Origin of the sequence: Myxacorys almedinensis A (assembly GCF_010091945.1) — a bacterium.
GTDB lineage: Bacteria > Cyanobacteriota > Cyanobacteriia > Leptolyngbyales > Leptolyngbyaceae > Myxacorys > Myxacorys almedinensis.
Genome location: NZ_WVIE01000009.1, coordinates 143,636 through 167,402 on the forward strand (window position 1 = coordinate 143,636; position 23,767 = coordinate 167,402).

18 protein-coding genes are annotated in these 23,767 nt (G+C 48.8%); 5 read left to right on the forward strand and 13 right to left on the reverse strand.

All coding sequences use genetic code 11. The features are described from left to right. Positions 1–130: 130 nt before the first annotated feature. Complete coding sequence (locus tag GS601_RS09945) at positions 131–544, reverse strand: winged helix-turn-helix transcriptional regulator (protein WP_162423118.1); 414 nt, start codon at positions 542–544, stop codon at positions 131–133. 94 nt (positions 545–638) lie between these two features. Here GS601_RS09945 and GS601_RS09950 point away from each other — a divergent pair, with 94 nt between their 5' ends. The 3 genes from GS601_RS09950 (at position 639) to GS601_RS09960 (ending at position 4,609) form a co-directional block, all read left to right on the forward strand. Further along, positions 639–1,100: a cupin domain-containing protein gene (locus tag GS601_RS09950; protein ID WP_162423119.1), complete on the forward strand. Its 462-nt coding sequence runs from the start codon at positions 639–641 to the stop codon at positions 1,098–1,100. Between the two features lie 780 nt (positions 1,101–1,880). Then, complete coding sequence (locus GS601_RS09955) at positions 1,881–2,966, forward strand: glycosyltransferase family 4 protein (RefSeq protein ID WP_162423120.1); 1,086 nt, start codon at positions 1,881–1,883, stop codon at positions 2,964–2,966. A 206-nt stretch (positions 2,967–3,172) separates the two neighbouring features. Continuing rightward, the gene (locus GS601_RS09960; RefSeq protein ID WP_162423121.1) at positions 3,173–4,609 is read left to right on the forward strand and encodes a glycosyltransferase family 4 protein; all 1,437 of its coding nucleotides are present in this window, start codon (positions 3,173–3,175) and stop codon (positions 4,607–4,609) included. 205 nt (positions 4,610–4,814) lie between these two features. Here the strand turns inward: GS601_RS09960 and GS601_RS09965 are convergent, their stop codons facing one another. From GS601_RS09965 to GS601_RS23165, 3 genes are all read right to left on the reverse strand, one after another. After that, a complete protein-coding gene (locus GS601_RS09965; protein WP_162423122.1) occupies positions 4,815–6,473 on the reverse strand; it encodes an alpha-amylase family glycosyl hydrolase in 1,659 nt (552 codons plus the stop codon). Positions 6,474–6,995: 522 nt separating this feature from the next. Next, on the reverse strand, positions 6,996–7,790 hold the full coding sequence (locus GS601_RS23160; protein ID WP_238393187.1) for a hypothetical protein: 795 nt from the start codon (positions 7,788–7,790) through the stop codon (positions 6,996–6,998). A 128-nt stretch (positions 7,791–7,918) separates the two neighbouring features. Further along, the gene (locus GS601_RS23165) at positions 7,919–8,980 is read right to left on the reverse strand and encodes a c-type heme family protein (RefSeq protein WP_238393188.1); all 1,062 of its coding nucleotides are present in this window, start codon (positions 8,978–8,980) and stop codon (positions 7,919–7,921) included. 581 nt (positions 8,981–9,561) lie between these two features. On the opposite strand from GS601_RS23165, the gene GS601_RS23170 reads away from it, so the two are divergent. Beyond that, positions 9,562–9,816, forward strand: coding sequence for a hypothetical protein (locus GS601_RS23170; RefSeq protein WP_238393189.1), 255 nt, complete (start codon positions 9,562–9,564; stop codon positions 9,814–9,816). Here GS601_RS23170 and GS601_RS09975 read toward each other — a convergent pair. Together GS601_RS09975 and GS601_RS09980 are read right to left on the reverse strand one after the other, a co-directional pair. Further along, positions 9,780–12,200 carry an HD family phosphohydrolase gene (locus GS601_RS09975; protein WP_162423123.1) on the reverse strand — a complete coding sequence of 807 codons (2,421 nt, stop codon included), beginning with the start codon at positions 12,198–12,200 and terminating at the stop codon, positions 9,780–9,782. The genes GS601_RS23170 and GS601_RS09975 overlap by 37 nt on opposite strands. 395 nt (positions 12,201–12,595) lie before the next feature. Next, the gene (locus tag GS601_RS09980) at positions 12,596–13,501 is read right to left on the reverse strand and encodes an ADP-ribosylglycohydrolase family protein (protein WP_162423124.1); all 906 of its coding nucleotides are present in this window, start codon (positions 13,499–13,501) and stop codon (positions 12,596–12,598) included. A 359-nt stretch (positions 13,502–13,860) separates the two neighbouring features. Between GS601_RS09980 and GS601_RS09985 the strand changes: the two genes are divergently transcribed. Next, entirely contained in the window at positions 13,861–14,505 is a 645-nt protein-coding gene (locus GS601_RS09985; protein WP_162423125.1) for a peptidoglycan-binding domain-containing protein, read from the forward strand. Positions 14,506–15,056: 551 nt separating this feature from the next. On the opposite strand, the gene GS601_RS09990 is transcribed toward GS601_RS09985, so the two are convergent. The 7 genes from GS601_RS09990 to GS601_RS10025 all read right to left on the reverse strand — a co-directional run bounded on the left by GS601_RS09990 (position 15,057) and on the right by GS601_RS10025 (position 23,487). Then, positions 15,057–16,151: a tetratricopeptide repeat protein gene (locus tag GS601_RS09990; RefSeq protein ID WP_162423126.1), complete on the reverse strand. Its 1,095-nt coding sequence runs from the start codon at positions 16,149–16,151 to the stop codon at positions 15,057–15,059. A 93-nt stretch (positions 16,152–16,244) separates the two neighbouring features. Then, positions 16,245–16,958, reverse strand: coding sequence for a 16S rRNA (uracil(1498)-N(3))-methyltransferase (locus GS601_RS09995; protein WP_162423127.1), 714 nt, complete (start codon positions 16,956–16,958; stop codon positions 16,245–16,247). A 15-nt stretch (positions 16,959–16,973) separates the two neighbouring features. Continuing rightward, on the reverse strand, positions 16,974–17,474 hold the full coding sequence (locus GS601_RS10000; protein WP_162423128.1) for a PIN domain-containing protein: 501 nt from the start codon (positions 17,472–17,474) through the stop codon (positions 16,974–16,976). After that, positions 17,471–17,770, reverse strand: coding sequence for a hypothetical protein (locus GS601_RS10005; protein ID WP_162423129.1), 300 nt, complete (start codon positions 17,768–17,770; stop codon positions 17,471–17,473). Before GS601_RS10005 ends, GS601_RS10000 begins: the two co-directional genes overlap by 4 nt. A 176-nt stretch (positions 17,771–17,946) precedes the next feature. Next, the gene (sir, locus tag GS601_RS10010; protein WP_162423130.1) at positions 17,947–19,704 is read right to left on the reverse strand and encodes a sulfite reductase, ferredoxin dependent; all 1,758 of its coding nucleotides are present in this window, start codon (positions 19,702–19,704) and stop codon (positions 17,947–17,949) included. 656 nt (positions 19,705–20,360) lie between these two features. Then, on the reverse strand, positions 20,361–22,097 hold the full coding sequence (locus GS601_RS10020; RefSeq protein WP_162423132.1) for a caspase, EACC1-associated type: 1,737 nt from the start codon (positions 22,095–22,097) through the stop codon (positions 20,361–20,363). Between the two features lie 121 nt (positions 22,098–22,218). Next, entirely contained in the window at positions 22,219–23,487 is a 1,269-nt protein-coding gene (locus GS601_RS10025) for a dicarboxylate/amino acid:cation symporter (protein WP_162423133.1), read from the reverse strand. Positions 23,488–23,767: the final 280 nt, after the last annotated feature.

Genomic DNA, 23,767 nt, shown 5'->3' on the forward strand with positions numbered 1-23,767 from the left:
AGGTTTAGACTCGTCGTTAGTCTGCGGGTAAAAGTCTGAATAAGCCTTTGCCATTCTAACGTGGCTTTCTGGTGTACAAGTTGTGTTTGGGGCAATTTTTTACTAACGATGAACTGGACTAGGCTTCTCCTCAATCCAGCAAAGGTTCATCGGTCTGAGCGAGGGGCAAGGATGGAGAAGAAGGCAACAGAGGAGGGGGAGAGAAGGGAAGTGCGATCGCAGGTTGAGTTTCTGAAACATTGCTGAGTCCCCACTTGGCAATCGCTTTTAGCACCGGGCGTAGGCTTTCTCCTTGCTCAGTCAGATGGTAGTTCATGCGACGAGAATGGGCGCTGTAAGGCTGTTTAGAAACTAAGCCAAGGTGTTCTAGTTTTTTGAGCCGATCAGTCAAAATATTGGTTGAAATTCCTTCAGGCGAGTCTAAGAATTCATCAAATCGTTGTTTTTTCAGAAACAGCATGTCGCGAATGATCAGCAACGTCCAGCGATCGCCAATCAGGTCTAACGTACATGCGATCGGGCAACTCGAACGACGCTCTTGCATAAACTATGAACCTAAACCTTGAACTGTTTGCTTGCATTTTACAAGTTATTTTGATAGTGTTACTTTTAACTTGCAATTTAAGATTTAGAAAGCTATGGATACTAAAGTAGGTAATAACTTTGCAGTTGTCAATCTTGGAGCTTTCTCTGAGCTAGCGCAATTTACCTTCAAGGCAACTACCGTTCCTCTCACCGTCCAAGGGAAAGTATTTTTGAAGGAGCGGCTCAACCTCAGCAGCACAGAAATTTCTTTCAATACCCTCCCGCCCGGAAAATCTCTCTCGTTTTATCACACGCATTGCTTGAACGAAGAAATTTATATTTTTATCCAGGGCGAGGGCGAGTTTCAGGTTGATGATGCAGTGTTTTCAGTGACCGAAGGCACCGTTGTGAAAGTTGATTGTGAGGGGGAACGTTGCTGGCGAAACACCTCTCCCGCAGAAAACTTGTACTGCATCGTCATTCAAGCGCGGGCAGGATCGGTGCTCGACCCTGATATTCAAGATGGGCGCAAGGTTGGGAGAGTTGTAAGTTGGGAGGGTAAAAATCGGATCTAGCCTCATCTAACTAGAGAAATGTTGAACAAGTACGTCAATATATTGCAAGAAGTATTGATTTAAGGACAAATCGTCATACATGCACTTTTTTCTTGGGCAGAGCAGGATGATAAGGAGGCAAATCAGAAGGTGCTTGGATCGAGAAGTCGAATACGCTAGATGGCGTAGCTTTAGCAAAGTTTTTGCCAAGTTGCTGAGATTTGTCGGTCAGATGCTCTTTTTTGCGCTAACGTACGAACTTAATGCCAGAATTGCACGTCTTCGGATTATCGCCATTTGAAGTTGAGGAAAGATCAGCTTGACTGCGATCGCTAAAATCCTCGTTTGCAAAAAACTCTGGTTTACAAATAGTGTTAGCTGCGATCGCTAAAATCAGTCTCCCAAAAATCGCACCCTGCTATTGTTACCGATGGCGTAATAACCGAACACGGAGAAGTACGGTTAGATTTGAGAACACACGAATCCTTCTCCAAGGTCATACAGATATATATTCCGACTGAGATATAATTCCGAAAAATCAGTCTGGTAGCCGCTCCGAAATCTACCACTAGGTCAGTACTTTTGCCTAGCCACTCCTGTAACCTTCGATATATTACGAGTGTGAGACGGAAGACACTTTTTGATTTGTCAAGTCGAAATTTCCGTCTTGGCAAAATATGAGTTTTATCTTAAACATATCTTAGCGACCCTGCGCTTTCATGCCCATGCAGGCACGCTTTTACTCGTAATGAGGCTACCGAACTATTAACTTTGGAATCATTAACCTTGTAGGAGGTTTACATGCGGATTGCTCAAGTTGCGCCATTATGGGAGCGGGTTCCCCCTCCAGCCTATGGCGGTATTGAGTTGGTCGTGAGCTTGCTAACCGATGAGCTAGTGCGCCGTGGACATGAAGTCACACTGTTTGCAACTGGCGATTCGTTGACCCTGGCAAAGCTTGAGTCAGTTCATGCTCGTGCAGTGCGTCTCGATCCCCTCGTGAAGGAGTATCAAATTTATGAGATGCTTCAGCTAACCCAGGTTTACGAGCGCGCTCACGAATTTGATGTGATTCATTCTCACATGGGTTGTGCGGCTCTACCTTATGCAAACTTTACAAAAACCCCAACCGTTCACACGCTGCACGGCGTTTTTACTTCAGATAATGAAAAGATGTTTAGCCATGCTCACAAGCAGCCATTTGTGAGTATCTCAGACGCACAGCGAGAGGCTCGTCTGAAACTAAACTGCGTTGCCACGGTTTATAACGGCATTGATGTAGACAGCTACAAATTCTATGCTGAGCCGTCTGATCCGCCCTATCTAGCATTTTTAGGTCGGTTGTCGCCGGAGAAAGGTCCTCATATTGCGATCGAGATTGCCAAGCGCACAGGCTGGCGGCTCAAGATGGCAGGAAAAGTTGATATTGTTGATCAAGAATTTTACGAAACCGAACTTAAGCCCCACATTGATGGCGACCAGATTGAGTATTTGGGCGAAGCCAATCATGTTCAGAAAAACACATTAATGGGCAATGCGTATGCTACCCTTTTCCCCATCACTTGGCGTGAACCGTTTGGCTTGGTGATGGTGGAATCGATGGCATCCGGAACGCCTGTCATTGGTATGAATCTAGGGTCTGCACCAGAAGTCATTGCTCACGGAAAGAGCGGATTTTTGTGCGAGTCGATTGATGATTGCATTGCAGCACTAGATCAAGTTCCTGATCTCGATCGCAGCGCCTGTCGCCAGCAGGTGATTGATAAATTCAGCGTTCAGCAAATGACCGATGGCTATGAAACTGTTTACCGTCAGTTGATGGGTGAACGATTTAAGCAAAATGGTCGCTTGTTGAGCTTAAGCACTCTGTCAGACAGACGAAATTAGCCAGGTGGAGCAAGTGCATCCGCCTTTTTTTGTCCCAACTTTGCTTTGGGTGGTTCGCTATTTGCGCTCTACCCTCAGCGTTTGGGATTGGCTAAGGTTGTAAAGAGGTCTGATAACCCGTTTTTTGTCCAAACGAGGCAATAGGCTAAGTTGGCTGTGGTTCGCCCTCCCTATCGCCTCTACTTCGTCTTTATGAGGTGAACGTTATGGTATTTGTAAACGGAAAGTCACTTACATCCACTAGTGGGTCTACGGCGTCGCAATCGACGTTTTTTGCGCCCCGCTCGAAAACGCCAAATCGACAAGCGATCGCACTCATTTCAGATCATGGCGATCCGGCGGCTGAGATTGGCAAGGAAGAAGCGGGCGGGCAAAATGTCTATGTGCGGCAAGTTGGAGAAGCCCTGTCGAAACTGGGTTGGCAGGTGGATATGTTTACCCGCAAGGCAAAAGCAGACGATCCGACGATCGTGCAGCACAACCCTCATTGCCGCACCATTCGTCTGAGCGCAGGACCAGAAGAATTCGTCCCCCGCGATCGCTTGTTTGAGTATATGCCGCAATTTGTGGAAGAGTTTCACAAGTACCAAGCCAAGCATCACTATCCGTTAATTCACACGAATTATTGGATGTCGGCTTGGGTGGGGCTAGAGGTACAAAAAACCCACAATGTTCAGTTGATTAATACCTATCATTCGCTGGGGGCGGTGAAGTATCAAGCTGTGCCCCATCGTCCTGCGATCGCAGAGACCCGATTAGCGGTTGAGAAAGCCATCTTAGAAAACGCCCATTGCACCGTTGCCACGAGTCCGCAGGAAGCAGACATGCTGCGATCGCTCGTTTCTGATTTGGGACATATTGAAGTGATTCCTTGTGGAACAGATATTAGCCGATTTTACGCAATTCCTAAGGTAGACGCTCGGCTCCAGCTTGGGTTAAAGCCAACGGATGAAGTTATCGTCTATGTCGGGCGATTTGATCCGCGCAAGGGAATCGAAACACTCGTGAGAGCGGCTCAACTCATTAAGCGCAACACTGTAGATGCCTCTAATTTACGCCTTGTGATCGTGGGCGGCAGCGACCCAACAAAACCCGACGGGCAAGAACGCCAACGCATTGAGCAACTTGTTGGTGAATTAGGATTAGCAGAACACACCACGTTTGCCGGACGAGTAGGGCACGATCGCTTGCCGCTCTACTATACGGCGGCTGATGTGTGTGTCATTCCTAGCCACTATGAGCCATTTGGGTTAGTTGCGATCGAAGCCATGGCTTGTGGGACTCCGGTAGTTGCATCCGATGTCGGTGGACTAAAATTTAGCGTTGTTCCTGAAGAAACAGGATTGCTGGTTCCGCCTCAAGATGAAACTGCTTTTGCCGCTGCGATCGAGCGGATTTTGAGCGATGAACTATGGGCGAGAAAGCTCAGAAAGCGGGCATCTGAGCGGGTTCAACAGAATTTTAGTTGGACAGGAGTAGCGGCTCAGCTAAGCGACTTGTATCGTCGGATGTTGGCTCAGTCGATCATGGGCGACATGATTTTGCCGAGTCAGTCTGCGATCAGCGTTTCGCTCAATCCAGACGCGCTACCTAACCCATCACGTAAACCTGCTTTAACAAAAAGCCTCACAAAGGTTTCGTAGCAGCACAAAGATCTGTTCTTTCCTGAGATCACGAATGTCGCTCCATTCGTGACGCTATCTGCTAACAACCCCTTTCCTCGGCTCACAGCAAAGTAGCCCTGCTAGCCTAAATCAACTAACACCAAATAGAGCAGATAAAGGGTTTAAATCCGTCTATCTGCTCTGTTTGTTGTGACCAATGGGATGAGCAATGCTAAGTCAAGAATCACTGCCAGACAAACACTTTTGCCTCAAACGCACCCAGGTCAGTCATTAGAGAACTATCATTTGCATCCACATCATAGTTTCCTGTCCATTCGTGCCACGTTCCATTTTCTGGAAAATCTGGCACTGTATATCCTGCCAAGAACTGCTCTGAAAAATTGGCGACAACCACAACTCGCGAGCCTTCGTCATTCCACCGCGTGTATGCCAGCACTTTTGCCTCTGGGTTTTCGTGGAAGAAGTTGATGTTTTCGGTGTAGAGCGCGCGATTGCTTTTTCGCAATGCAATCAGACCTTTGTAATACTCAAACAGCCCGCGATTGAGATCGCCCCCTAGCAGCGTCCAATCAATCTTGGCTTGCTCTTGCACTTTGTGTTTATATTCACCAAATTCTTCGCCCATCCAAATAAGGGGCACGCCTACGGCAGTCAGTAACACGGCAGCACCCAATTTTGCCCGTTGAAAAGCGGCTTCGTCTAGAATCTGGCGATCGCCCAACTCTGCCATCACATGGTTGTGATCATGATTGGTCAGATAGTTGACCACGTTGGTTGTGCCCATAAATCCTTGACGTTTGCAATCGATCGCATCTTTGAGTCGTTCTAGGTCGAACACTTCGCCAGTCATGTGTTCTAGCAGGCAATGATAAAAACTGTCGTGCCAGCAGCCATCCATCGGGCCGTCGGCATTGGTAATACTGGTGGTTTCAGGAATGTGTTCGGCAACGTTATAAAACGGTTTTCCTCCTGCTGTTTCTCTTGCTTGCTGAACAATCCAATGCATGAAATCATAATTGGCAATCTGTCGGGCAGCATCATAGCGAATGCCATCGAGATGAAATTCGGAAACCCAATAGCGAATGGTATCCCCAATAAAGCGACGAGCAGGATAGGTATCTAGTTGATCATCATAAAATTCATAGTTAAATTCGGGTCCCCAATTGTTATCTGGGTCGCGCGGCTCATGGTGATACCAATAGTCGTGATCAATCTGGGTGAGCGGAGCGGAGGCTTCAGAATGGTTATAAATTCCATCCATAATGACGCGAATACCGCGACCGTGGCACTCATCTATAAATTGCTTGAGATCGGCGGTGGAACCGTAGCTCGATTCGGTTGCAAAAAAGTGCCGTGGATTGTAGCCCCAGCTATAATCCCCTGGATATTCTTTGAGCGGCATTAGCTCGATCGCATTTACGCCTAACTCAGACAAATAATCGAGCTTTGCGATCGCATCGACATATTTGCCCCGCACCTTGGGATCGTCTTCGCCACCCGAAAAATCTGCCATGTGCAGTTCATAGATCACAAGCTCACGATCGGCAGGCAGCGGCTGATCGTCATGTTGCCAAACATAGTGATCAACCGTGCGATCGCCGCCGTGAATCTGGACGATAGAATTTTCGCTAGAGCTTTTGCCATCCACATCGGTGGCGTAGGGGTCGGTGACATCGACCCACTCATCTGGCTCAAAAAACCAGCTTTTCGATCGCACTCGAAACTTGTATTCGTGCGTCCCATCTTCTAAATCGACCGTGACCCGAAAATAGCCATCGTCGCCTTTCTGCATCGGAATCTCGTTCCAATCTGAAAACGAACCGACGATCGCGGCTTCCTTGTTATAAGGAGCAAACAAATTAAACTCGACAGGATTTGCCATAAAGCTTTCTATAGTCAGACGTTTGACTTACGGTTGAGAGGAACGTATCGCATTGTCTACTGCAAATCCAGCATTTTGTATCTAGCCTTAGACCCTAACCGCCCCCTAGTTTCCTATTCCTCTAGGCGCAGGTTAACCGAAGAGTGCGAATTTCATCCCCGCTTCTTGGCAGGGCTGATTTATCGGCGGTATAAACAGGAGAATAAAGGAGTTGCTCTTGATCTAAGTTGTCATGAGCTTGATTGAACATCTCAAACAAATCCGCGATTTTTGCACTGAACTCATCTCTCTTTTGCAGTCCCGTTTGCGCGAATTAATCTGTCAATGTTAGAGATCGAATTTCCAGTCATACGGCTGATGATATTCGCGATCGCAGAGCTATTGTTAAAACAATGCTGCCGTTTGTGAGAATTGAGAACTGTTGAAAAAAGTTGGCGATCGTTCAGTTCAACAACAAACCGTGGTAGAACCCTATCATTGGTTCCGGCGATCGCAAGATAACGTATGTTGACACAACTGCTGCTACTTTCGCTCCATTGGGCGCTTTGAGAGGTTGAGTGTGGCGCGTGAAACAGGGGCAGCGGTTGTCATAATGCGGGTGCGGCTTTGGGACTTCCAATGTTGATATCGCAGCAAGGGAAAAGACGCGACCTGTTTTGCCAATGCCCAGAAAAAGACGTAGCTTGCCAACAATCGCTCAAATGAATCAAACCGGGCTTCTCGGAATTGCCCCAGCGTGATCTGTCGTTCGAGAGGACTGTCATTCGACTCAATCAAAACAGGCGAGACACTAGACAAAATAATCGCGTCTTGAAAGCCTTGATGTGCGATCGCGCTGTTGTGCCCCAAGGCGATGATTTCTGCTCCTGTATCTAAATTTCGGACTCCAGTTGCTTGCTTGCCCGTCATGATGATTGCACTTTCATTCTCTTTTTGCGTCGGGCTGCGTCGCCCATCGGGGACTCCTAAGAAGATTAACGTCCCTCTGACGACTCGATGACCAAAATGGTGCAGCATATGATCTTGTGGATTCGCACCATGAACGTCTAGGGAAGCGATACCGTAGCTGAGTGAAAATAGTTTGCTGACATACACTTTCAAGAGTTGATGAACCCAAGGCACATCGCCAATCACAAGCGATCGCTTTCCGGTACGGGCTAGGAGGGGTCTCTTCTGCACAGAGCGCAGTCCCAAGCTCCAAAGCCAAGGACCAAAAATATAGAGCAAGATATCTGCCACTGTGAGCAATGGGAGCAACAACGTAGGAACTGGCAAATTTGCAACGCCAAACATCGCACGAAATAAGGTTTGAACCAATGGCGCGTGCAATCCTACGGTAATCAGAATATAGAGCGCATGAATTCCCCAAGCTAAGGGAGTTTCTAGGATGTGCCATGCCCATTTCTGACTACTCCGAATCAGTTGCTGATGATCTGAAGATCGGTTCAGTTCGCCACTTGCGGTTGTTCCAACAACTGTGCGATCGCAGTTCCCATCAGACTACAAATCTCTCCCGTCATAATGAAGAGTTCGCTGATACTTCCTTGGCGGCGGAGTTCTTCTAGAGCGTTGGTCGCTTGCAAGGTCGGAAAGGTCTGCCCAGACTGACTAATCGCCAGCACGATCGAGGTTTTACCCAGACGCAACCCTTTCCAGTCATACTGCAATCGTTGTAAAAGCTGATTGGCAGAAATGGTTTTGACGCTAAGCGAGGGGAATAGCAGGGTTAAATCTTGGGCGAATCGCTCACCTAGCCACAGACTGCTTTCAACCCCCGTAATTAGAAGATCGATCGCGGCGATATCTGCAACCTGCTCTAGTTTGAAATTAACGGTTGCACGCTGCCTGTGATCCCAGAGCTTTGCTTTCTCAATCAGTAATTCAACCAAATAGTCTGCGGTCTGACGATTAAACGAAACTGGATCGCGCCAAGATTGCTCGATCGACTTGAGAACTTTAGGAATATCCTGAATGTCTCGTTGGACTGGATCGTTTGCCTGTTCTTCTGGCGGCAGAATGTAGGCATTGTCTTGAAGCGGAATCCAGCGTTCTTCGAGTTCTGAACCGCGCAGTTCACGGTCTTCTAGCATGGAATAAACCGTGATGTGATTCACGCCGACCCAGGCAATTTCACCTGCTTTTTGGTCTAAGTCCAATCGATACGATCGGGGAATGAGGGTCGCTTCTCTATAGATGTAATTGCGGTGTTCAGGCTGGCTGCGGAAATTCTCAAAGACCTCTAGGGCGGCGTAAGCCGGAACGGTTTCGCTGATAAACTTGGGCGAGGTCTCTAACTGTTTTTGAAGCAGAGGCGCAACGTGTTCACTGGTATAGCTTCTGACTGCATTCATAGTTTGAGTCAGGATTTCAGCTTTTGTTGAAACTTCATCCTCGGCTTTGTGCTGCATTGCCCGTGACAATGTAATTCCACTCAGAATTGTTCCACCTAGAAAAATCAGAGTGAGTAGCAACGTAAATTGAGTTCCCAGCCTGAGCTTTCTAAGCATTTCCACTCCTTGAGTCAGAGATTGCTAGAACGATATTAGGTGATATGCAACTTTAAACTTGATAGTTAAAACCGCTCCTAATCCAGCCAAAGCGTGCCTCCGCACACTCACAGTCAACCTGAGAAAGCAGTCCACGAAGGTAGACTTCGTTTGTATGCCCGCGAATTTTATTTGCCAAGTCAAAAGAAGTCTGCGCATCGCCTAATATTACGATGAGCGTCAAAGATTTCGTTCTTTAGACGGTAGCTGAGTTAATCTTTCTGCACTTCGTCTTCGGAGTCTTCGGATGAAATCAATATAGGAAAGACTGTAGGTCTTGTCAAATTTAATATAAAACGTTAAGCAAAACGATCGTCGTCTTGAGACCGCATCAAACACTACGGGTTTTAAGGGGTTTGGTACGCATAATGACGTGCAGAAGATTGTAGATCACGATACAGTTTTAATCTCAAAATGTGGCTATTAGTAATTGCTGATTTATTCACAAATCAATGATCGATTTTGCTAAGTTTTGGGTGAACAGATCACGATCCATCGAGTCAGAAATCGTGATGGTAACTCTGTCATCCAGATCATCCAGCGTGATCGCGATCCTTTGTGGTGAACAAACAGAGCCGAATTGTGGAAAAGAGAGTGCAGTTGCGATCGCGCGTCAGCCGTCTGATCCGTTTGGAGAAGCCGCCGGATTAGGAAGCTTAGGCAATGTTTATCGACTACAGAATCAGGCGATAGCACGGCAAAAGATGAGTTTATTCAACAGGCAATTGATATGGCATATGCTCAGAGAGCCTGATTCGCGCTACGATTTTCCCACTTTCGGATATGCAATTCGCTGATGATTAGACTGTTGCCATACTTGGACAAACACCTGAGCAATTTTAGACATTTCTTCACGAGTCAGCCCAGAGTCATCTAGCTGCCCTTCTTTCCAACGCGCCGCCAAAATTTTATTGAGCATATTCAAGGCATCGTCGGGAGTGGCTTCTTTGAGCGATCGCAGGGCGGCTTCTGCCGAATCTGCCAACATCACTAGCGCCGTTTCTCGCGATTGAGGCGAAGGTCCTTCGTAGCGAAAGTCTGCCTCGTTCACCCGAATTGTGGGATCGGCTTTTGCCCATTCTTGAGCCTGGTGGTAGAAATAAGCGATCGCCATCGTGCCTTGATGCTCTGGAATAAACGCCTGCACCGCTTTGGGAAGCCGGGCTTTTCGCGCCATGACGATCCCTTCGGTAACATGCTTTCTGATAATGCAAGCACTTTGCCACGGGTCGTTGATCAGATCATGCTTGTTAGGACCCCCCATCTGATTTTCGATGAAGCTGAGCGGATCGTGCATCTTACCAATGTCGTGATAGAGCGTTCCTGCTCGCACCAGTTCGACATGGCAGCCAAGGTCGCGGGCAGCCGCCTCAGCCAGATTTGCCACAAATAACGTGTGTTGAAACGTACCAGGCGTCTCGGCGGCGAGGCGTTTAAGCAAGGGGCGATTTGGGTTGGATAACTCGACAAGCCGAATAGTGGTGACTACATCAAACGCATGTTCTAGATAAGGGCTGATGCCACTGGCAACAATGCTCCACGCTAGCCCCAGCAGCGCATACAAAATCGCTTTGCCGATCAACCCGTACCACACCACGCCAGAAGCAGCCCCGATCACGAGATAGAGCATGCCCTGAATCAACCCGATCGCCAACCCCAGCAGCGCCAATTCTTCGCGCGATCGCATGCGTCTGCCCAAAATCGCCGCGACCAACCCTCCGGCGGCACTTGGCAACCACTGGCTCACGCTGATCGTCATTCCCATCGGAATCAGCCCACTGAGCAGACCCACGAGCGGAACCGCCAACACCGAGCCATAGAACGTACTCATCAACAGCCCGATCGCGGGTAGGTTGGTCGAAGGAAGACCCAGCATCACCATCACAGGCGTACTGAGGGTCATCAACCAAACCAGCCAATAGTCCCGATTTCGCAGCCCCTCCGGATGAAAGCGTTGCTCAAGTTGCCAAAACACCACCACTGCCCCACCGACGAGAACCCCAAAGCCTACCAACCCTGCCCAATGAGTTTCTCGACGGCTCAACTGAAAATAATCGAGCAGCAAAAAATCTTGAGGGGTAATCGGCTGCCCCGCTTGAGCAATCACTTCGCCTCGGCGGACGCTGACCAGTTCTGGCGGAACATCTTGCGCCGCTTTCTCGGCTTGCAGGCGCGATCGCTCCTCGTCTTTGATCAAGTTTGGTTTCAGGGTGCTGAGGAGAAGTTTTGTGGCAATCTCGCGCGTTTCGGGCGGCGTCGCAATGTCTAAATTGAGCGCGATCGCTCTTTCCACCTGGCTCGATGGCAACCCAGGCGGAATGCCCTGCACCAACATTCGTTCACTCGTTTGCAGCACTTCACTTTGCATCTTTTGCCACATCGGTTCTGGAATGTCTAAAATGGAAAAGTCATACACTGGTTGGGTTGCCGGAGTTTGAAAGGCACTGAGTGTTGTGGCATACTGCTGTCGTGCCTGGGTAATTTGCTCTACAAGCTTTGAAAAGATTTGCGGGCGGGGGCGATGTAGCTGCAAGTCTACCATTGCGCCCCATTGCGACGGATCGCTGAGCGTGGTGGAGTCGTTTTGCTCAGACGATTGTTGAGCCGCTTCTAAAATCTGTTGCCATTCCCGCTCTTCGGCACGCCGCAAATATTTCTGAGTTGCCTCCGAGAGCAGCCGTGGATCGGCAAACGGAACCGTTCCCACTTGCTGCCGCAACCGTGCGCCCTTGACGAGCGCGGTTTGCACCTCTTGCCGGATGCGGTCTGTCGTGGTGGAATCGAGCATCCAAACTGCGATCGCAACTGTACGAGCCTTTTTTCGCTTTTCTTCTGTGGCGGGCTTGTCTTCTACCGTGGCGTCTACGGGCGCTTGAATCGTTTGGGGGGCAAGCTTGCCAACGCTAAGCTGAGGCTGGTTGTAAAAGCCGTGTCCTAAAGCACTGGTGAGGGATAAAGCAGCGAGAACCAGCGCCATTTGCCCTGCAAAGCCTTGACGGATTACTTGGGGAACACCATCTTTATGAGTTAACCGTTTGCGAAGCGTTTTGACTCGATTGATCGATGTGATAGAAACGAAAAAATATTGCAGATGATCAATCGAAACGGCGCGATGGAGATGCCAACCCCACTGAATGCACACCTGTTGAAGTCGCCGAGTCAATGACCGAAAGGATCGCATAATCGCAAACGTATCAGGTTAATAAACATCAGGGTGAACGGACGTTACTGCGCTAGAGCTAAGACACCGGAAATTGATCGACTCCTTTAGAGTATGTTTTGACTACTTATTTTTTGTTGTATTTTTTTGTTTTATAAGTAGAAAGGTAAGAGGTTTTTATAAGTAGAAAAGTAAGAGGTAGAAAGGTAAGAGGCTGATGCGATCGCTAAGTCAAATCTAACGGTGACGCCTTTAATGAAGACTCTTAGCTGTCAATCCTAGTTGACAATTTCAAGGTTGACAGCCCCAATCGCTCTGCTTTCAAGGACGGTGCGTAAGTTCTATTAAATACCACGCTTATCCGTATACTGCCATTCGTTTCATTATAGAAATAGGGGCAAAAAATAATCCCGATTTCAAGCCCTGCGGATCGGGCGGTTGTGCATCGCGCGAGGGGCAGCAACGAATAGCAGAGACTCAGAGCAAGCGAGGTCATGAACTCCTGACCACTGAGCAAAAAGCTGAGTTGCAAGACGGAGCATGGTTTCTAGCGTCTCATCCGCCATTTGGAGCCGCCACTCAATGGGAATGGCGATCGTAGCGTTGTGTGCCCCCGATAGCGCCCCCGTGAGGGAACAGACTAGCGAGGGCTGGTAACCTGCCTGTGCTGCGCGCAATAGCGAAAGTCGGAAATCTCCAACCGTGCTTAAAAAACAATAAAGCGCGATCGCAATGCACGCTTCTGCCGAGGGTGCAGATTCATCGCAGTGAGCCACAATTGATCGTACCGCCTCTTCCAACCCAATGGGCTGCGCCAACAGAGTTTGAACGTGCTGAAGCCTATTTTTTGGAGCAAATTGCAGCATCGGTAAGGTCTCAAACCTGCTTGCTATCAGGGTTTGGGGAATACAGGTCGGCACGTCTAGCGTTTCTAGAAGTGCTTGAGAAAGGGGATGAGCGATCGCCAAGAGATCCGGTGGAGAAACCTCAGCCGTCTGCCAAACCTCTAGCACGTCTTGAATATTTTGTCGAAGTTTCCGGGGGTCTTCATGAAAGAACAGAAAAACGGGGAGGAGTGCGATCGCGGCTTCGGCAGTATTGAGGGGCAGTTGAAAGACTGGATCAGATGGGTTTTCGAGGCGGTTGGGCGTGATCAAAGACTCGGCATAAAACTGAGTCACTGGCAGCAGCGACCCCCCAAAACCTGATGAGCCAAGTTGACCACTCGATGAACCCATGGGCAAACTTTGCTGCCCGATCATTTCTCCGATCGCGGCACCCAGCAGCGTTGCCTGAAACCGATTGAGAAGCCCATACTGCATGATTGAAGCACTCTAGAATTTGGTGTAGTTCAATCTTCGCTGATCTGTAGGAATTTCGCAGCCTCGGTTGCAGATCGTAAAACAGGACTAATGCCTTTCGATCGATTGCCTATCCTCCGAGCTTAGGGCTGGGAGCATTTAGACGATGAGTACGTCAGTCTAAACCAGGCTGATGCATTGGCAACTCAACAGGCAACTCAAAAAAAGACTTTCCAGCAAAACTCTCAACATGTAGTAGAATTTTTCTAATTTATTAGAGCCAATGCGCTACATTTGGAATTTACCTCTATAATTGGGGCGAACAATTTCCAACCATACGCTCGTTTTTCCACGTCTTCCCACTGGCTGAGGTTAAATAGATGGAATTTCCGCGAAAGCTAACCGCAATTTTTGTAGCCCGACTCATGCACACCACGGCAAAACAGGCACATTGGCAACGTTACAGCCTCCTAGTAGGGGTGCTCATTGCCAGTTGTTTAGTGCCAACCGCCGCGCTAAGCCAAATTGGAGGCGTCACGCGATCGCTCCTCAGAGAGGGCAGCCAAGGGGCAGAAGTGACCGAATTGCAGTCTACCTTGACATTGCTCGGATTTTTTAACGGGGCTGTAGACGGCGTATTTGGCAACAACACAGCAGAAGCAGTGACTCGGTTTCAGCAGGCGGCCGGCGTCGAGCAAGATGGCATTGTCGGGCAAGCAACCTGGAACAGATTATTTCCGCCCACCTCTATCAGCGCTACTCTTCCCGCTCCCAGCCAGCCTTCTACGCCTTCAGCCCCGGCTAATCCTGCTCCTACGCCTTATCCAATTTTAAGAAGAGGAGCGAGAGGAGCGGCAGTCATTGGTTTGCAGTCGAGGCTAAGAGCGATCGGAGTCTTTAGCGGCGAAGTAGATGGAGTCTTTGGTGATGAGACCCTGGCAGGGGTAGAAGAGGCTCAGCGACAGTTGAACCTAGAGCCAGATGGAATCGTGGGTCCTTCAACCTGGGAGGCGCTGCTTCGTTAGAAGTTCAACTAGCTTTAGAAGATGATTGCGACGGGTGAACAGATATTAACTTTGGTGAAATAGGCGCGATCGCAGCGGTAGCGAATGCTAATTTAAATGCAGGCACACAGGAAGCCAACTTGCTTCTCAAAAAGTTTTTAGATTAAAGCTTGTGCCTCCTGCTTTAATCGCGATCGCAACAGTTAATTCCAGTCGCAACAACCTCATCATTTTTAGCTTCCGGTATCTCTCCACTTACCCTTCACATTCCGCTCCCTTGAGACGAGAGAACGCCAAGCTAATAGCACAGCCTGAATCGGCTGAGAGGCGGCTGCAAGTAATTTGGTGTGATGCCCAGTAAACCCTACTTAGTTTTTTGATTGAACACGATTGATCAAACCAGCTACAATCCAACAAAACTACTGTTCTGAGGGTTCGCCACATTGGTCGAACCCTTCAATATTTTATAGAAAGATTTTATCGAAAGCCAGGCTGATTGACTCATCCTCTAAAAGCACCCCACCCGATCGCTTTCCCGCAGAAAAAGATTAGCGATCGTGAGCGCCCAGATTTTACCGACAGCGAACGGCTGCAAGATTGCTGTAGAGATGAAACGCTGAGTTCCAAAGGCTAGATTCTTGCCCAAACATATGGATATTAGAGGGTAGTTTTTGCAGCAGCACTGGAAAATCAATGACGGTTTCTGCAAAACTTGTAAACTCTGACCAAACCGGTTTATTGGGCAGTAAATCGTTAAGAAACGAGGTCAAGCTATTCCAATGCAAACGATTGACGAACTGATCTAGCTCAATGACATCTTTACCTAGTGCTGCAAACTCGATGCCTTGATCAAACCTGTATTTCCAATCGCAAAGCCGCAAAATGCACCGTCTTCCAGGTAAATGCAAATCACAAATGCGGGCAAAATCCTGAGTTTGTTCTTTGCGCTGGCGCTCAATGCCTTTACGGGGCGAAATATCCACCACTCGCTCATACACGGGTAGCATTCCCTCTACTCGTTGGCTGACTTCTGCCCACGCAAATTTGAGCATTCCTAGCTGCCCCTGTTCGTTTTCACAAACGGCGAGCGCATCAGGTTCATAGTCTTGAAAGTGATGCACCTGAAAGACAGAAAAGGTTTGAACGTCAGTTACACTTGCCCAAAAGCTAGGGATGTTGGCGGCTTGAAGCTGCTGCCCATATAGCCTCAGTTCGCCGATCGCACCAATTCGATAAAGCTTCCATCCTTTGTTGGGCAATTGCAGCCGAGCCGTGTAGGGGTCGATCTTCATGATTTGGGCAAATGCTTGAGCCGCCGTTGGTTTAGCCGCAGATGCCATTGTTTCAAGGATCAACATGCCTAGCTCGGCATCTTGCGGATCAGCAGTTGCCTGAGCGATCGCGGCTTGATGTTTCGCTTGCTCTAATGCATCAATTTGCCCAAGTGCCTGCCGCGCCTGAACCACAACTTTAGGATTGAGGGCTTCTCGCAAAATTTGCTGATAGAGCTTTCTCGCGTTTTCCCAGTCTCCAGAGGCTTCGGACAATTTACCTCGATAAAAGTGCCCCCACGGGTTTTGAGGAGAGTCTTTGAGAAAGGCTTTTAGCAGGGAAGCAGCCGTTTTGTAGTCTTGACGATCGAAGGCAGCAGCGAGTTGATCGAGCATAGGAAGAAGGGAGGAAAAGGGAAACGGCGAAGGGATGCGTTGGAAGCCCAAGTTTTCCCTATCGCTTCAAGATTTCCCAAAAAGCCCCCTCGGCTATGTCATCTCGCGGGATTCTTGCGCTCCAGCGAGGAGTGCCATGGCAGCAATAGGCGCGGTTACGGCTCGCAGAATGCGACGACCCAAAGAAACGGGCTGGTATTGAGATGCGATCGCACGATCAATTTCTGCATCTGTCCATCCGCCTTCACACCCGATCGCAACACACACAGACGGAGCCACCAACCGACAGGTTAACAAATGAGGCGACGCTCCCCTGGCAGCACAAATCAAGCGTTGCTTGGCGTCAATCGTCTGTAGGGCAGTAGAGAACGAGAGCGGATCGAGGATGGCGGGGACACACTGCCGCTCAGATTGTTCGGCGGCTTCTTGAGCGATGCGCCGCCAGCGTTCTAGCTTGTTGGGGCTAGGATTTAGCAGCGTGCGATCGCTGATGATCGGCACAACACAGGCAACGCCTAATTCGGTCAGGGGGCGAATGACATCATCAAATCCGGTTTTAGGCAATGCCAGCATCAATGTTACAGCGATCGGTAATTCGGATTGAAAAATGATCGGTTCGATTAAAGCCGCGTGATCGGGTTGCAATTCGGCTAACCAACTGTTGCCTTGACCATCCATAGCAATGAAGCGATCGCCAGATTTTAGCCTCAATACACGATAAAGATAATGCTGCTGTTCAGGTTTGAGAATGACGATCGAAGCTTGTTTTTGCGAGGCTGAAATTACTAAGCGCTGTAGCTGAGCCATTTGTATAGGTTCAAATCAGTTCCATCCAAACGTCCGAATATTATTAAAGTTAATCACGTCGATTTGTTTATTTTGAAGATAACTTGCTAGCCGTAAGTCATCTGTTAGCACTAGATATCTATTCTGCGCTAACTGCAAAATGCTACTGTCTGTTAGCCCAAACTTTGCAAATTTTTCTGAACGGACTAGTTCACTACTCGCAATGTAAAACTCGTCTAAAACTTCTAGATGCTGTGCAAAAACTCCGTAGCATTGAGAGCGTTCTGGTTCTCCAAGTTGATTCACCAAACTATTAACTTCAGTCAGGATATTTGGGGTAGTAACTCTCGTTTGAAAGTACTCTAAAATTTGCAACAAAAGGTCAAAGTCTTCTGGCAAAAACTTCTCAGTGCGGTTAAATCTTGATATTCGTTCCCGATTAACGTTGCCAACAAAGTAGAGAAGTAAAATATTTGTATCAACAAGAATTCCTTTCTGACGATATCGAGCAAAAAGGGCTTGGATCTCACCAATCATACTTTTCTGATATTCATTGCTTCTACTTCACCCGTTTCTGAATTAACTTTAAACACTTTGTACTCTCGCCGATATCTTGTAGGGTTACTGATTCCGCTACCCAATCCCAACGTAGGCACTACTTCTTTAGTATTGACATCATATCCAAGCGTGATTGACCAAGCATTCTTATCGTCTGACAATTCAGCTTCTTCAAGCCTTAAATCTTGCATGGAAGAGTTGCCTACTAAATCTTGCACGTATCTTAGATACTCAATAGCGGAATTTGTAGCGGCTCTAACGTCAATAGTTGGCATAGCTGAAACATCTCGCTTCTAGATTTAGACATTTGTTTTACTATGATAACTTGGTACTTTGGCTTGAATTAGCTATCCATTCGCTGAGTTTTCTCCTGATCGATAAAAACTAAAAAGGGCGGTGGTGACGCCCTCATTTACGCAGCAGAGAATGAAATTAGATCAGCGAACCGGAATCAATGAGCCGCGACATATTGATGAATTGCATCAAGCCCAACGCGATCGCAAAAGTCACCAAAACTTTCACCCGGTTTTCGATCCTGCTTAAAGTAAGTAAACACTGGCTCAAAAGTAGTTTCTAGATCATCAATGTTCAGCTTTTCTAGATACACTTTTGCTAGCCGCGTTTGGTTTGGAGCCGCGCCCATCCAAACTTGATAAGTGTTTGGACCATTTCCCACAAACGCCAACTCTGCCAAATAGGGACGTGCACACCCGTTGGGGCAGCCGGTCATCCGCAGGAAGAAATGCTCATCCGGCAACCCAACTTGATCTAAAAGCGATCGCACCCGGCTTAAAATGCTGGGCATCACCCGCTCAGATTCGGCGGTTGCTAGCCCACAGGTGGGCAGCGCTGGGCATGCCATCGAATAGCGGACGAGCGAATCGAGTTTTTTAGGGCGAGCCACTTTTGCGCGATCGAGAATGCCTTGAATCTTGCTTTTATCTGCCGGATCGATATCAAACAAAATGGCATCTTGGCTCGGCGTCAGCATGATTGGCAGATTAAATCGCTCGACAATCCGCTTCAGCGCGCTCTTGAGCTTGAAGCCGCCTTCGTCCTTAATTCGCCCGTTTTGGATCGAAAGCCCTAAAAATAGCTTGCCATCGCCCTGGGGATGCCAGCCCAAAAAATCGAGATATTTCCACTCTGGCAAGGGTTTAGAGGGCGCGATCGCTTGACCAAAATACTCTTCGACCTTGGCGCAAAATCGCTCCAGCCCCCAATCGGCGATCAGATACTTCATTCGGGCATGGCGGCGATCACTGCGATCGCCATAGTCGCGCTGCGTAGCCACGATCGCCTTGACCATATCGTAGACATCCGCTTTGTCAACGTAACCGATCGGATCAGCAAGCCGGGGGAAGGTTTCTTCTTTATTGTGAGTCCGCCCTAAGCCACCCCCTGCCAACACATTAAAGCCTTCAAGCTCTCCTTGAGCGTTGGTTAGAACCACCAGGGTCAGATCTTGCGAGAACAAATCGACCGAGTTATCACCGGGAACCGTGACGCAAATTTTGAACTTGCGCGGCAGGTAGTGTGAGCCATAAATCGGCTCGATCGAACCCTCCACATTGCTCCCGTTGATAGTGCGCTTGCGCGCCGCCACCACTTCGGGATCTTCTTCTCCAGAAACCGCTTTCTCGCCGTCTAGCCAAATTTCGTAATAGGCTCCCGATTGAGGCGTTAGCAGGTCGGCAACATTGTTGGCGTAGGTACGCGCTAGATCGTATTCAGGGCGGTTGCGATAAGGCGCAGCCGGGGACATAACGTTACGATTGACATCCCCGCAGGCGGTCAGCGTTGATCCTAAATTGTGAACAATCTCAGCGATCGTCTGCTTCAAATTTTTCTTGAGAATGCCATGAAGTTGAAACGCCTGGCGTGTCGTAATCCGCAGTGTGTGATTGCCATATTGATCCGACAATCGATCGAGGGTTAAATAAAGCTGCGGCGGCACAAAGCCACCCGGTGTGCGAGTCCGCAGCATCATCGAGTAATCTTTTTCCTGCCCTTTGACGCGGTTATCCCGATTGTCTTGCTGATACGAGCCGTGAAACTTGAGCAGTTGAATCGCATCTTCAGTGAAATGGGTTGTGTCAAGCAACACTTCAGACGCGACGGGTTCCCGCAGTAGATTGCTGCGGTCTTTGATGCCTTCAACCTTAGAAGGCTTTCGGAGTTGGAGGTTTGGCTGTGAAGAAATAACCATGAATCTGCTGCGATCGCATAGAGACAACAATTGGTAATCGGCAACCCAATCGACAGATGCCCATTACCAAAACGAGAACTATTTCCGGTAAATTGGTCGGAATTGTGATGAATACTGTTAGTTTAGCATCCTCTTCTTTCCGACACGAGTTCTTACGAAACATTTCAGAAGTCGCTTTTCTCAGAATTAGGCATAGGTCGATGCTAACAGTAGAGAAAAAGTAGAGAAAAAAGATGCTTCACTTAAGCGAGGTCAGGGTTCAATGACCAAATGACCACGCCCACGCTAATGCGGATCAAATTGTGATCAAAAGAACATCTTTTTCCATCTCACCTTAGATCCCTTCCAACGCCCATTCCCCGTACTTAAAAGAATCTAAAGAATTCCCTAACCACGACTTTCATTCCCTAAAGAAATGCTGGGCTGCGATCGCAGCCGCCCAGTTGATACCAAATGAATCTGTAAATGCTACAGACGTGCGACCTCCCCCAACCCCTCCTCAGTCAGAAGGGGAGCCGAAAAGTCCCTCCTGACCCAAGGGGGTGCCGTAGGCAGGCGGGGTCGAGGATCTGTCGCAGTGAAAAATCAATTGGGTATGAGATCACTCTTTGATGACATCGATTTTTAGATCAATGCTTCAGTTCTTCTACCGAACGTTACTGCCCTTGCAATCGTTTAGCGGCGTTCTGAGCGCGTTGGCGTTCGTCAGGCATAGTCTGACCATACAATCGTGCCGCCTGCTCGTAGTCTTGAACGGCAGCCTGATTGTCCCGTAATGCGACATAAGCGTTGGCACGGTTGAAGTAGGCATCGGCAAATGCAGGATCGAGGTTAACAGCACGGTCATAGTTCGCGATCGCTTGCTGGTGATTCCCCGCTTTGGCAAACTCGATGCCTCGGTTGTAGTAAAAATTTGAATTGTCAGGATTGAGCGTAATGGCTTGGGTGTAGTGATCGATCGCGCCTTGACGATCGCGCTCTTGGCTTCTGCGATATGCTTCTTGAAAAAAGTCTTCGGCGCTATTGAGCGTATTGGCAGACCGGGGAGTGAGCGTCTGAAAAAGCAAAAATAAGACGGCTCCGAGCAGCCCCACCACAGCAAGAGCCGCGATCGCAATCAGCCAACCATCGGAAACCGAATCGCGGGGCAAATTGCGATTTTGAAAAAACTGATTCACCCGTTCTAGGCGGGAAGGTGGGCGGCTATCGAGTTCGGTGGGGCTGTCGAGTTCGGTGGGCGGCACTTCGGGCGGGTTGGGGTCAGGCGGAGGCGGTTCGGGTAAGGGGGCGAGGGTTTGCTGAGAATCTACCACTCCTGCTGCGCCCATTTCAGGGTAAGGAGACAGGTTTGGAGGAGGAGAGCTAGAACCCGGTTGTAAGGCGTAGATTTCTTGCAACCGCATCAACTCTGTTTGGGTATTGTCGCTGAGTTGTCCTTCGCGTTGCGTCACTTCAGCGCGGAGGTCTTCTAGCTGTTTGCGCTTATCCCGTTGAAGTTGGTAGGGCTTGATGGCGTCTCGCTTAATCGCACGGGCAATTTCATCTGAAATCCCGTGGCGTAGCTGTAGTTCATCTAAAATTCGATGTCCGACGAGAGAAATTTCTCCTCGGCTTGCCAAACTCAGGGCTTCTTGGCGAAAGTCGAGATAGGGAGCGTGCGCGATCACAATTTCGTACCCTTGTCCTGCGGTGTAGAATCTGGGCTGAGCCGCAGGCAAATCGGTTGCCATGCGATCGCAGATATAGTCATGCAACTCAATGGTGGTCACGTCTCCATTGAGGCTGCGATGCCCCATGCCGTCAGCCATGCCGGTGGCTAAGCCATTCAGCAAATATTGCGTGTACGTCGAAACGAGCGCCGATTTTTGGTTAGGGGAATAGTCGAGCGACCACGGAGAAGTAAGCAAAACGCGACGTTTACTGCTGATCTGCTGCCCGATCTGATCAATGTCGGCAGCGGCAACCATTCCTTGAGCATAAGCCCCTCTAAAGCAGCAGTCGAGAATCACAACTTGCGGCTGCGATGGAAAGTGATGATCCAAGTACTGTTGCAACTCTGCGATCGACAGGGCTGTGTCTTCAAGCTGAGAGCGCTGGGTGTTGCCTGTTGCTAAAAATAAGTGCCCTTGGTCATCGACAATGCCATACCCAGAAAAGTAAAAGAGAACAACGTCGGTAGGTTGGCAGGTGGTTGCGAGCGTTTCTAAGGCAGAGCGCAGGGATGACAAGTCTGGAGGATCGCTTAGCGCCAGCACTTCTGAAGCGCGACTGGCACCAATGTTTGGATGCCGCAGCATCTCTTGCAGGGCGGCGACATCTTGTGTCGTGGCGGGCAATGCGCTAAAACTTGGATCTTTGTATTGACCCATCCCAACAAGCAGTGCTGCTGTCATGCAGACCCCCGATCAATGTTCTAACGTAAGATTTTAAGCTATCCCTTGGTCAGAAAAAGAACAGAATTTTGGGACGGGGCTAAAGCGGGGGAAACAGTCCCAGGGTTCTCAAGGGAGAGGGTTACAAAATCTCCGAGGACAGCGATCGCTCAGGTTCGTCTATCTGCACCATTTTAGTAGGGCTGGAGGCGGTTACGCCTGATTCCCAACGCTCTAGAATGACTGCATTTGCGACATTTCCCATTAAGTTCAAAACGGTATGAAAACCGTCCATCAAGCGATCAACGCCTGCCAAAATTGCGACGCCTTCTAGGGGCAATCCGGCGGCGGTCAACACGGTTGTCAGCATGACGATGCCTGCGCCCGGAACACCTGCCGTGCTGAACGACACGAGGAGCGTACTCAGCGCGATCGCACAGAGCAAACTGGCGGTGATCGGCACATTAAATAACTGAGCCACAAACAACGCATTGATCGCTTGACCAAGCGCCATCCCGTCTCGTTTTAGGGCAGTGCCAAGCGGAATGGCAAAGCTGGCGATCGTAGGCGATAAGCCGTAATCTTCGGCATTGCTGAGCGCAACCGGGAGGGCTGCATTAGAACTTGCTGTACCAAACCCGAGAGAAAAGCTCGGAAAAAAGCTTCGGAAAAAATGGATGGGTTTCCCCTTGACAAGTCCCAAGAGTAGCCCGTAGAGCAGTGTCATCAGTGCGATCGCAGATACGACGCTCACCATATAAGTAATCAACCGCCCCAAAATCGACAATCCTTGCTCGGCAATGACCGAACTAATCAGCGCAAAAACCCCAACGGGAGCAAGATATAGGATAAAAAATAAAATTTTTTCACTAATGGCGTAAATACTTTCCACAAACGCCAAAAACGGTTTTGCTCTCTCACCGGCTTGCTGAATGCCAACACCAATCAAGGCTCCAGACAAAATGGTTTGCAGCAAATTTCCACTGCTAAGCGCGGCTAGTGGGTTCACCGGAATTAGACTCACCAACCAATCAATTAGATTCGGCGCGATCGCAGGTTCAGCCCTTTGATCCAACGCAAACCCTTCCACCCCAACCCCAGGATGCAAAATGATTGCCGTCATCATCCCCACCCCAACTGCGATCGCGCTGGTAAGGACATAACCCGACAATAACTTTGCTGTGTATCGTCCCACCTGAGCCGCATTCTGCACTCGCGTTAGCCCCATGATCAGCGAGGAAAAAACGATGGGAACCACCACAAACTGAATGAGGCGAAGAAAAGCTTGCCCCAACGGAGCTAAGCAGTAAGCATTTAATGGCGTGACCCACGTTGGAAATGCTGCGTGTACCGTTGCTCCAAAGCCGATTCCTAGCCCTAAAGCGAGCAAAATAATTGCTGAAAGGTTCATTCGTCGTAGCCTCTAGGAGATGACAACATGCACTGCTGACAGATTCAATTTAAGATGCACAGTTTCTCACGATAGCAAGCGACGACGCTTTAAGTTTGTATGATCAGTAACGAATATTGGCACGCGATTGTAATTGAACATCTATGTAATCAAAAAGTTTGGACATCTGGCGAATAAAAATACTTAAAGAAGATTTGGGCTATTAGGAACAAGATTTAAGCAACGAAGTTACCGTTTTAGCAGTAAAATTGGGTCGTGTTATTTTCGGCAGAAGTTAAGA

What these genes read in the sequence shown, in the direction of transcription:
- GS601_RS09945 (WP_162423118.1), bottom strand. Translation starts at nt 544, where the DNA reads ATGCAAGAGCGTCGTTCGAGTTGCCCGATCGCATGTACGTTAGACCTG.
- GS601_RS09950 (WP_162423119.1), top strand. Translation starts at nt 639, where the DNA reads ATGGATACTAAAGTAGGTAATAACTTTGCAGTTGTCAATCTTGGAGCT.
- GS601_RS09955 (WP_162423120.1), top strand. Translation starts at nt 1,881, where the DNA reads ATGCGGATTGCTCAAGTTGCGCCATTATGGGAGCGGGTTCCCCCTCCA.
- GS601_RS09960 (WP_162423121.1), top strand. Translation starts at nt 3,173, where the DNA reads ATGGTATTTGTAAACGGAAAGTCACTTACATCCACTAGTGGGTCTACG.
- GS601_RS09965 (WP_162423122.1), bottom strand. Translation starts at nt 6,473, where the DNA reads ATGGCAAATCCTGTCGAGTTTAATTTGTTTGCTCCTTATAACAAGGAA.
- GS601_RS23165 (WP_238393188.1), bottom strand. Translation starts at nt 8,980, where the DNA reads ATGCTTAGAAAGCTCAGGCTGGGAACTCAATTTACGTTGCTACTCACT.
- GS601_RS09975 (WP_162423123.1), bottom strand. Translation starts at nt 12,200, where the DNA reads ATGCGATCCTTTCGGTCATTGACTCGGCGACTTCAACAGGTGTGCATT.
- GS601_RS09980 (WP_162423124.1), bottom strand. Translation starts at nt 13,501, where the DNA reads ATGCAGTATGGGCTTCTCAATCGGTTTCAGGCAACGCTGCTGGGTGCC.
- GS601_RS09985 (WP_162423125.1), top strand. Translation starts at nt 13,861, where the DNA reads ATGGAATTTCCGCGAAAGCTAACCGCAATTTTTGTAGCCCGACTCATG.
- GS601_RS09990 (WP_162423126.1), bottom strand. Translation starts at nt 16,151, where the DNA reads ATGCTCGATCAACTCGCTGCTGCCTTCGATCGTCAAGACTACAAAACG.
- GS601_RS09995 (WP_162423127.1), bottom strand. Translation starts at nt 16,958, where the DNA reads ATGGCTCAGCTACAGCGCTTAGTAATTTCAGCCTCGCAAAAACAAGCT.
- GS601_RS10000 (WP_162423128.1), bottom strand. Translation starts at nt 17,474, where the DNA reads ATGATTGGTGAGATCCAAGCCCTTTTTGCTCGATATCGTCAGAAAGGA.
- GS601_RS10005 (WP_162423129.1), bottom strand. Translation starts at nt 17,770, where the DNA reads ATGCCAACTATTGACGTTAGAGCCGCTACAAATTCCGCTATTGAGTAT.
- sir (WP_162423130.1), bottom strand. Translation starts at nt 19,704, where the DNA reads ATGGTTATTTCTTCACAGCCAAACCTCCAACTCCGAAAGCCTTCTAAG.
- GS601_RS10020 (WP_162423132.1), bottom strand. Translation starts at nt 22,097, where the DNA reads ATGACAGCAGCACTGCTTGTTGGGATGGGTCAATACAAAGATCCAAGT.
- GS601_RS10025 (WP_162423133.1), bottom strand. Translation starts at nt 23,487, where the DNA reads ATGAACCTTTCAGCAATTATTTTGCTCGCTTTAGGGCTAGGAATCGGC.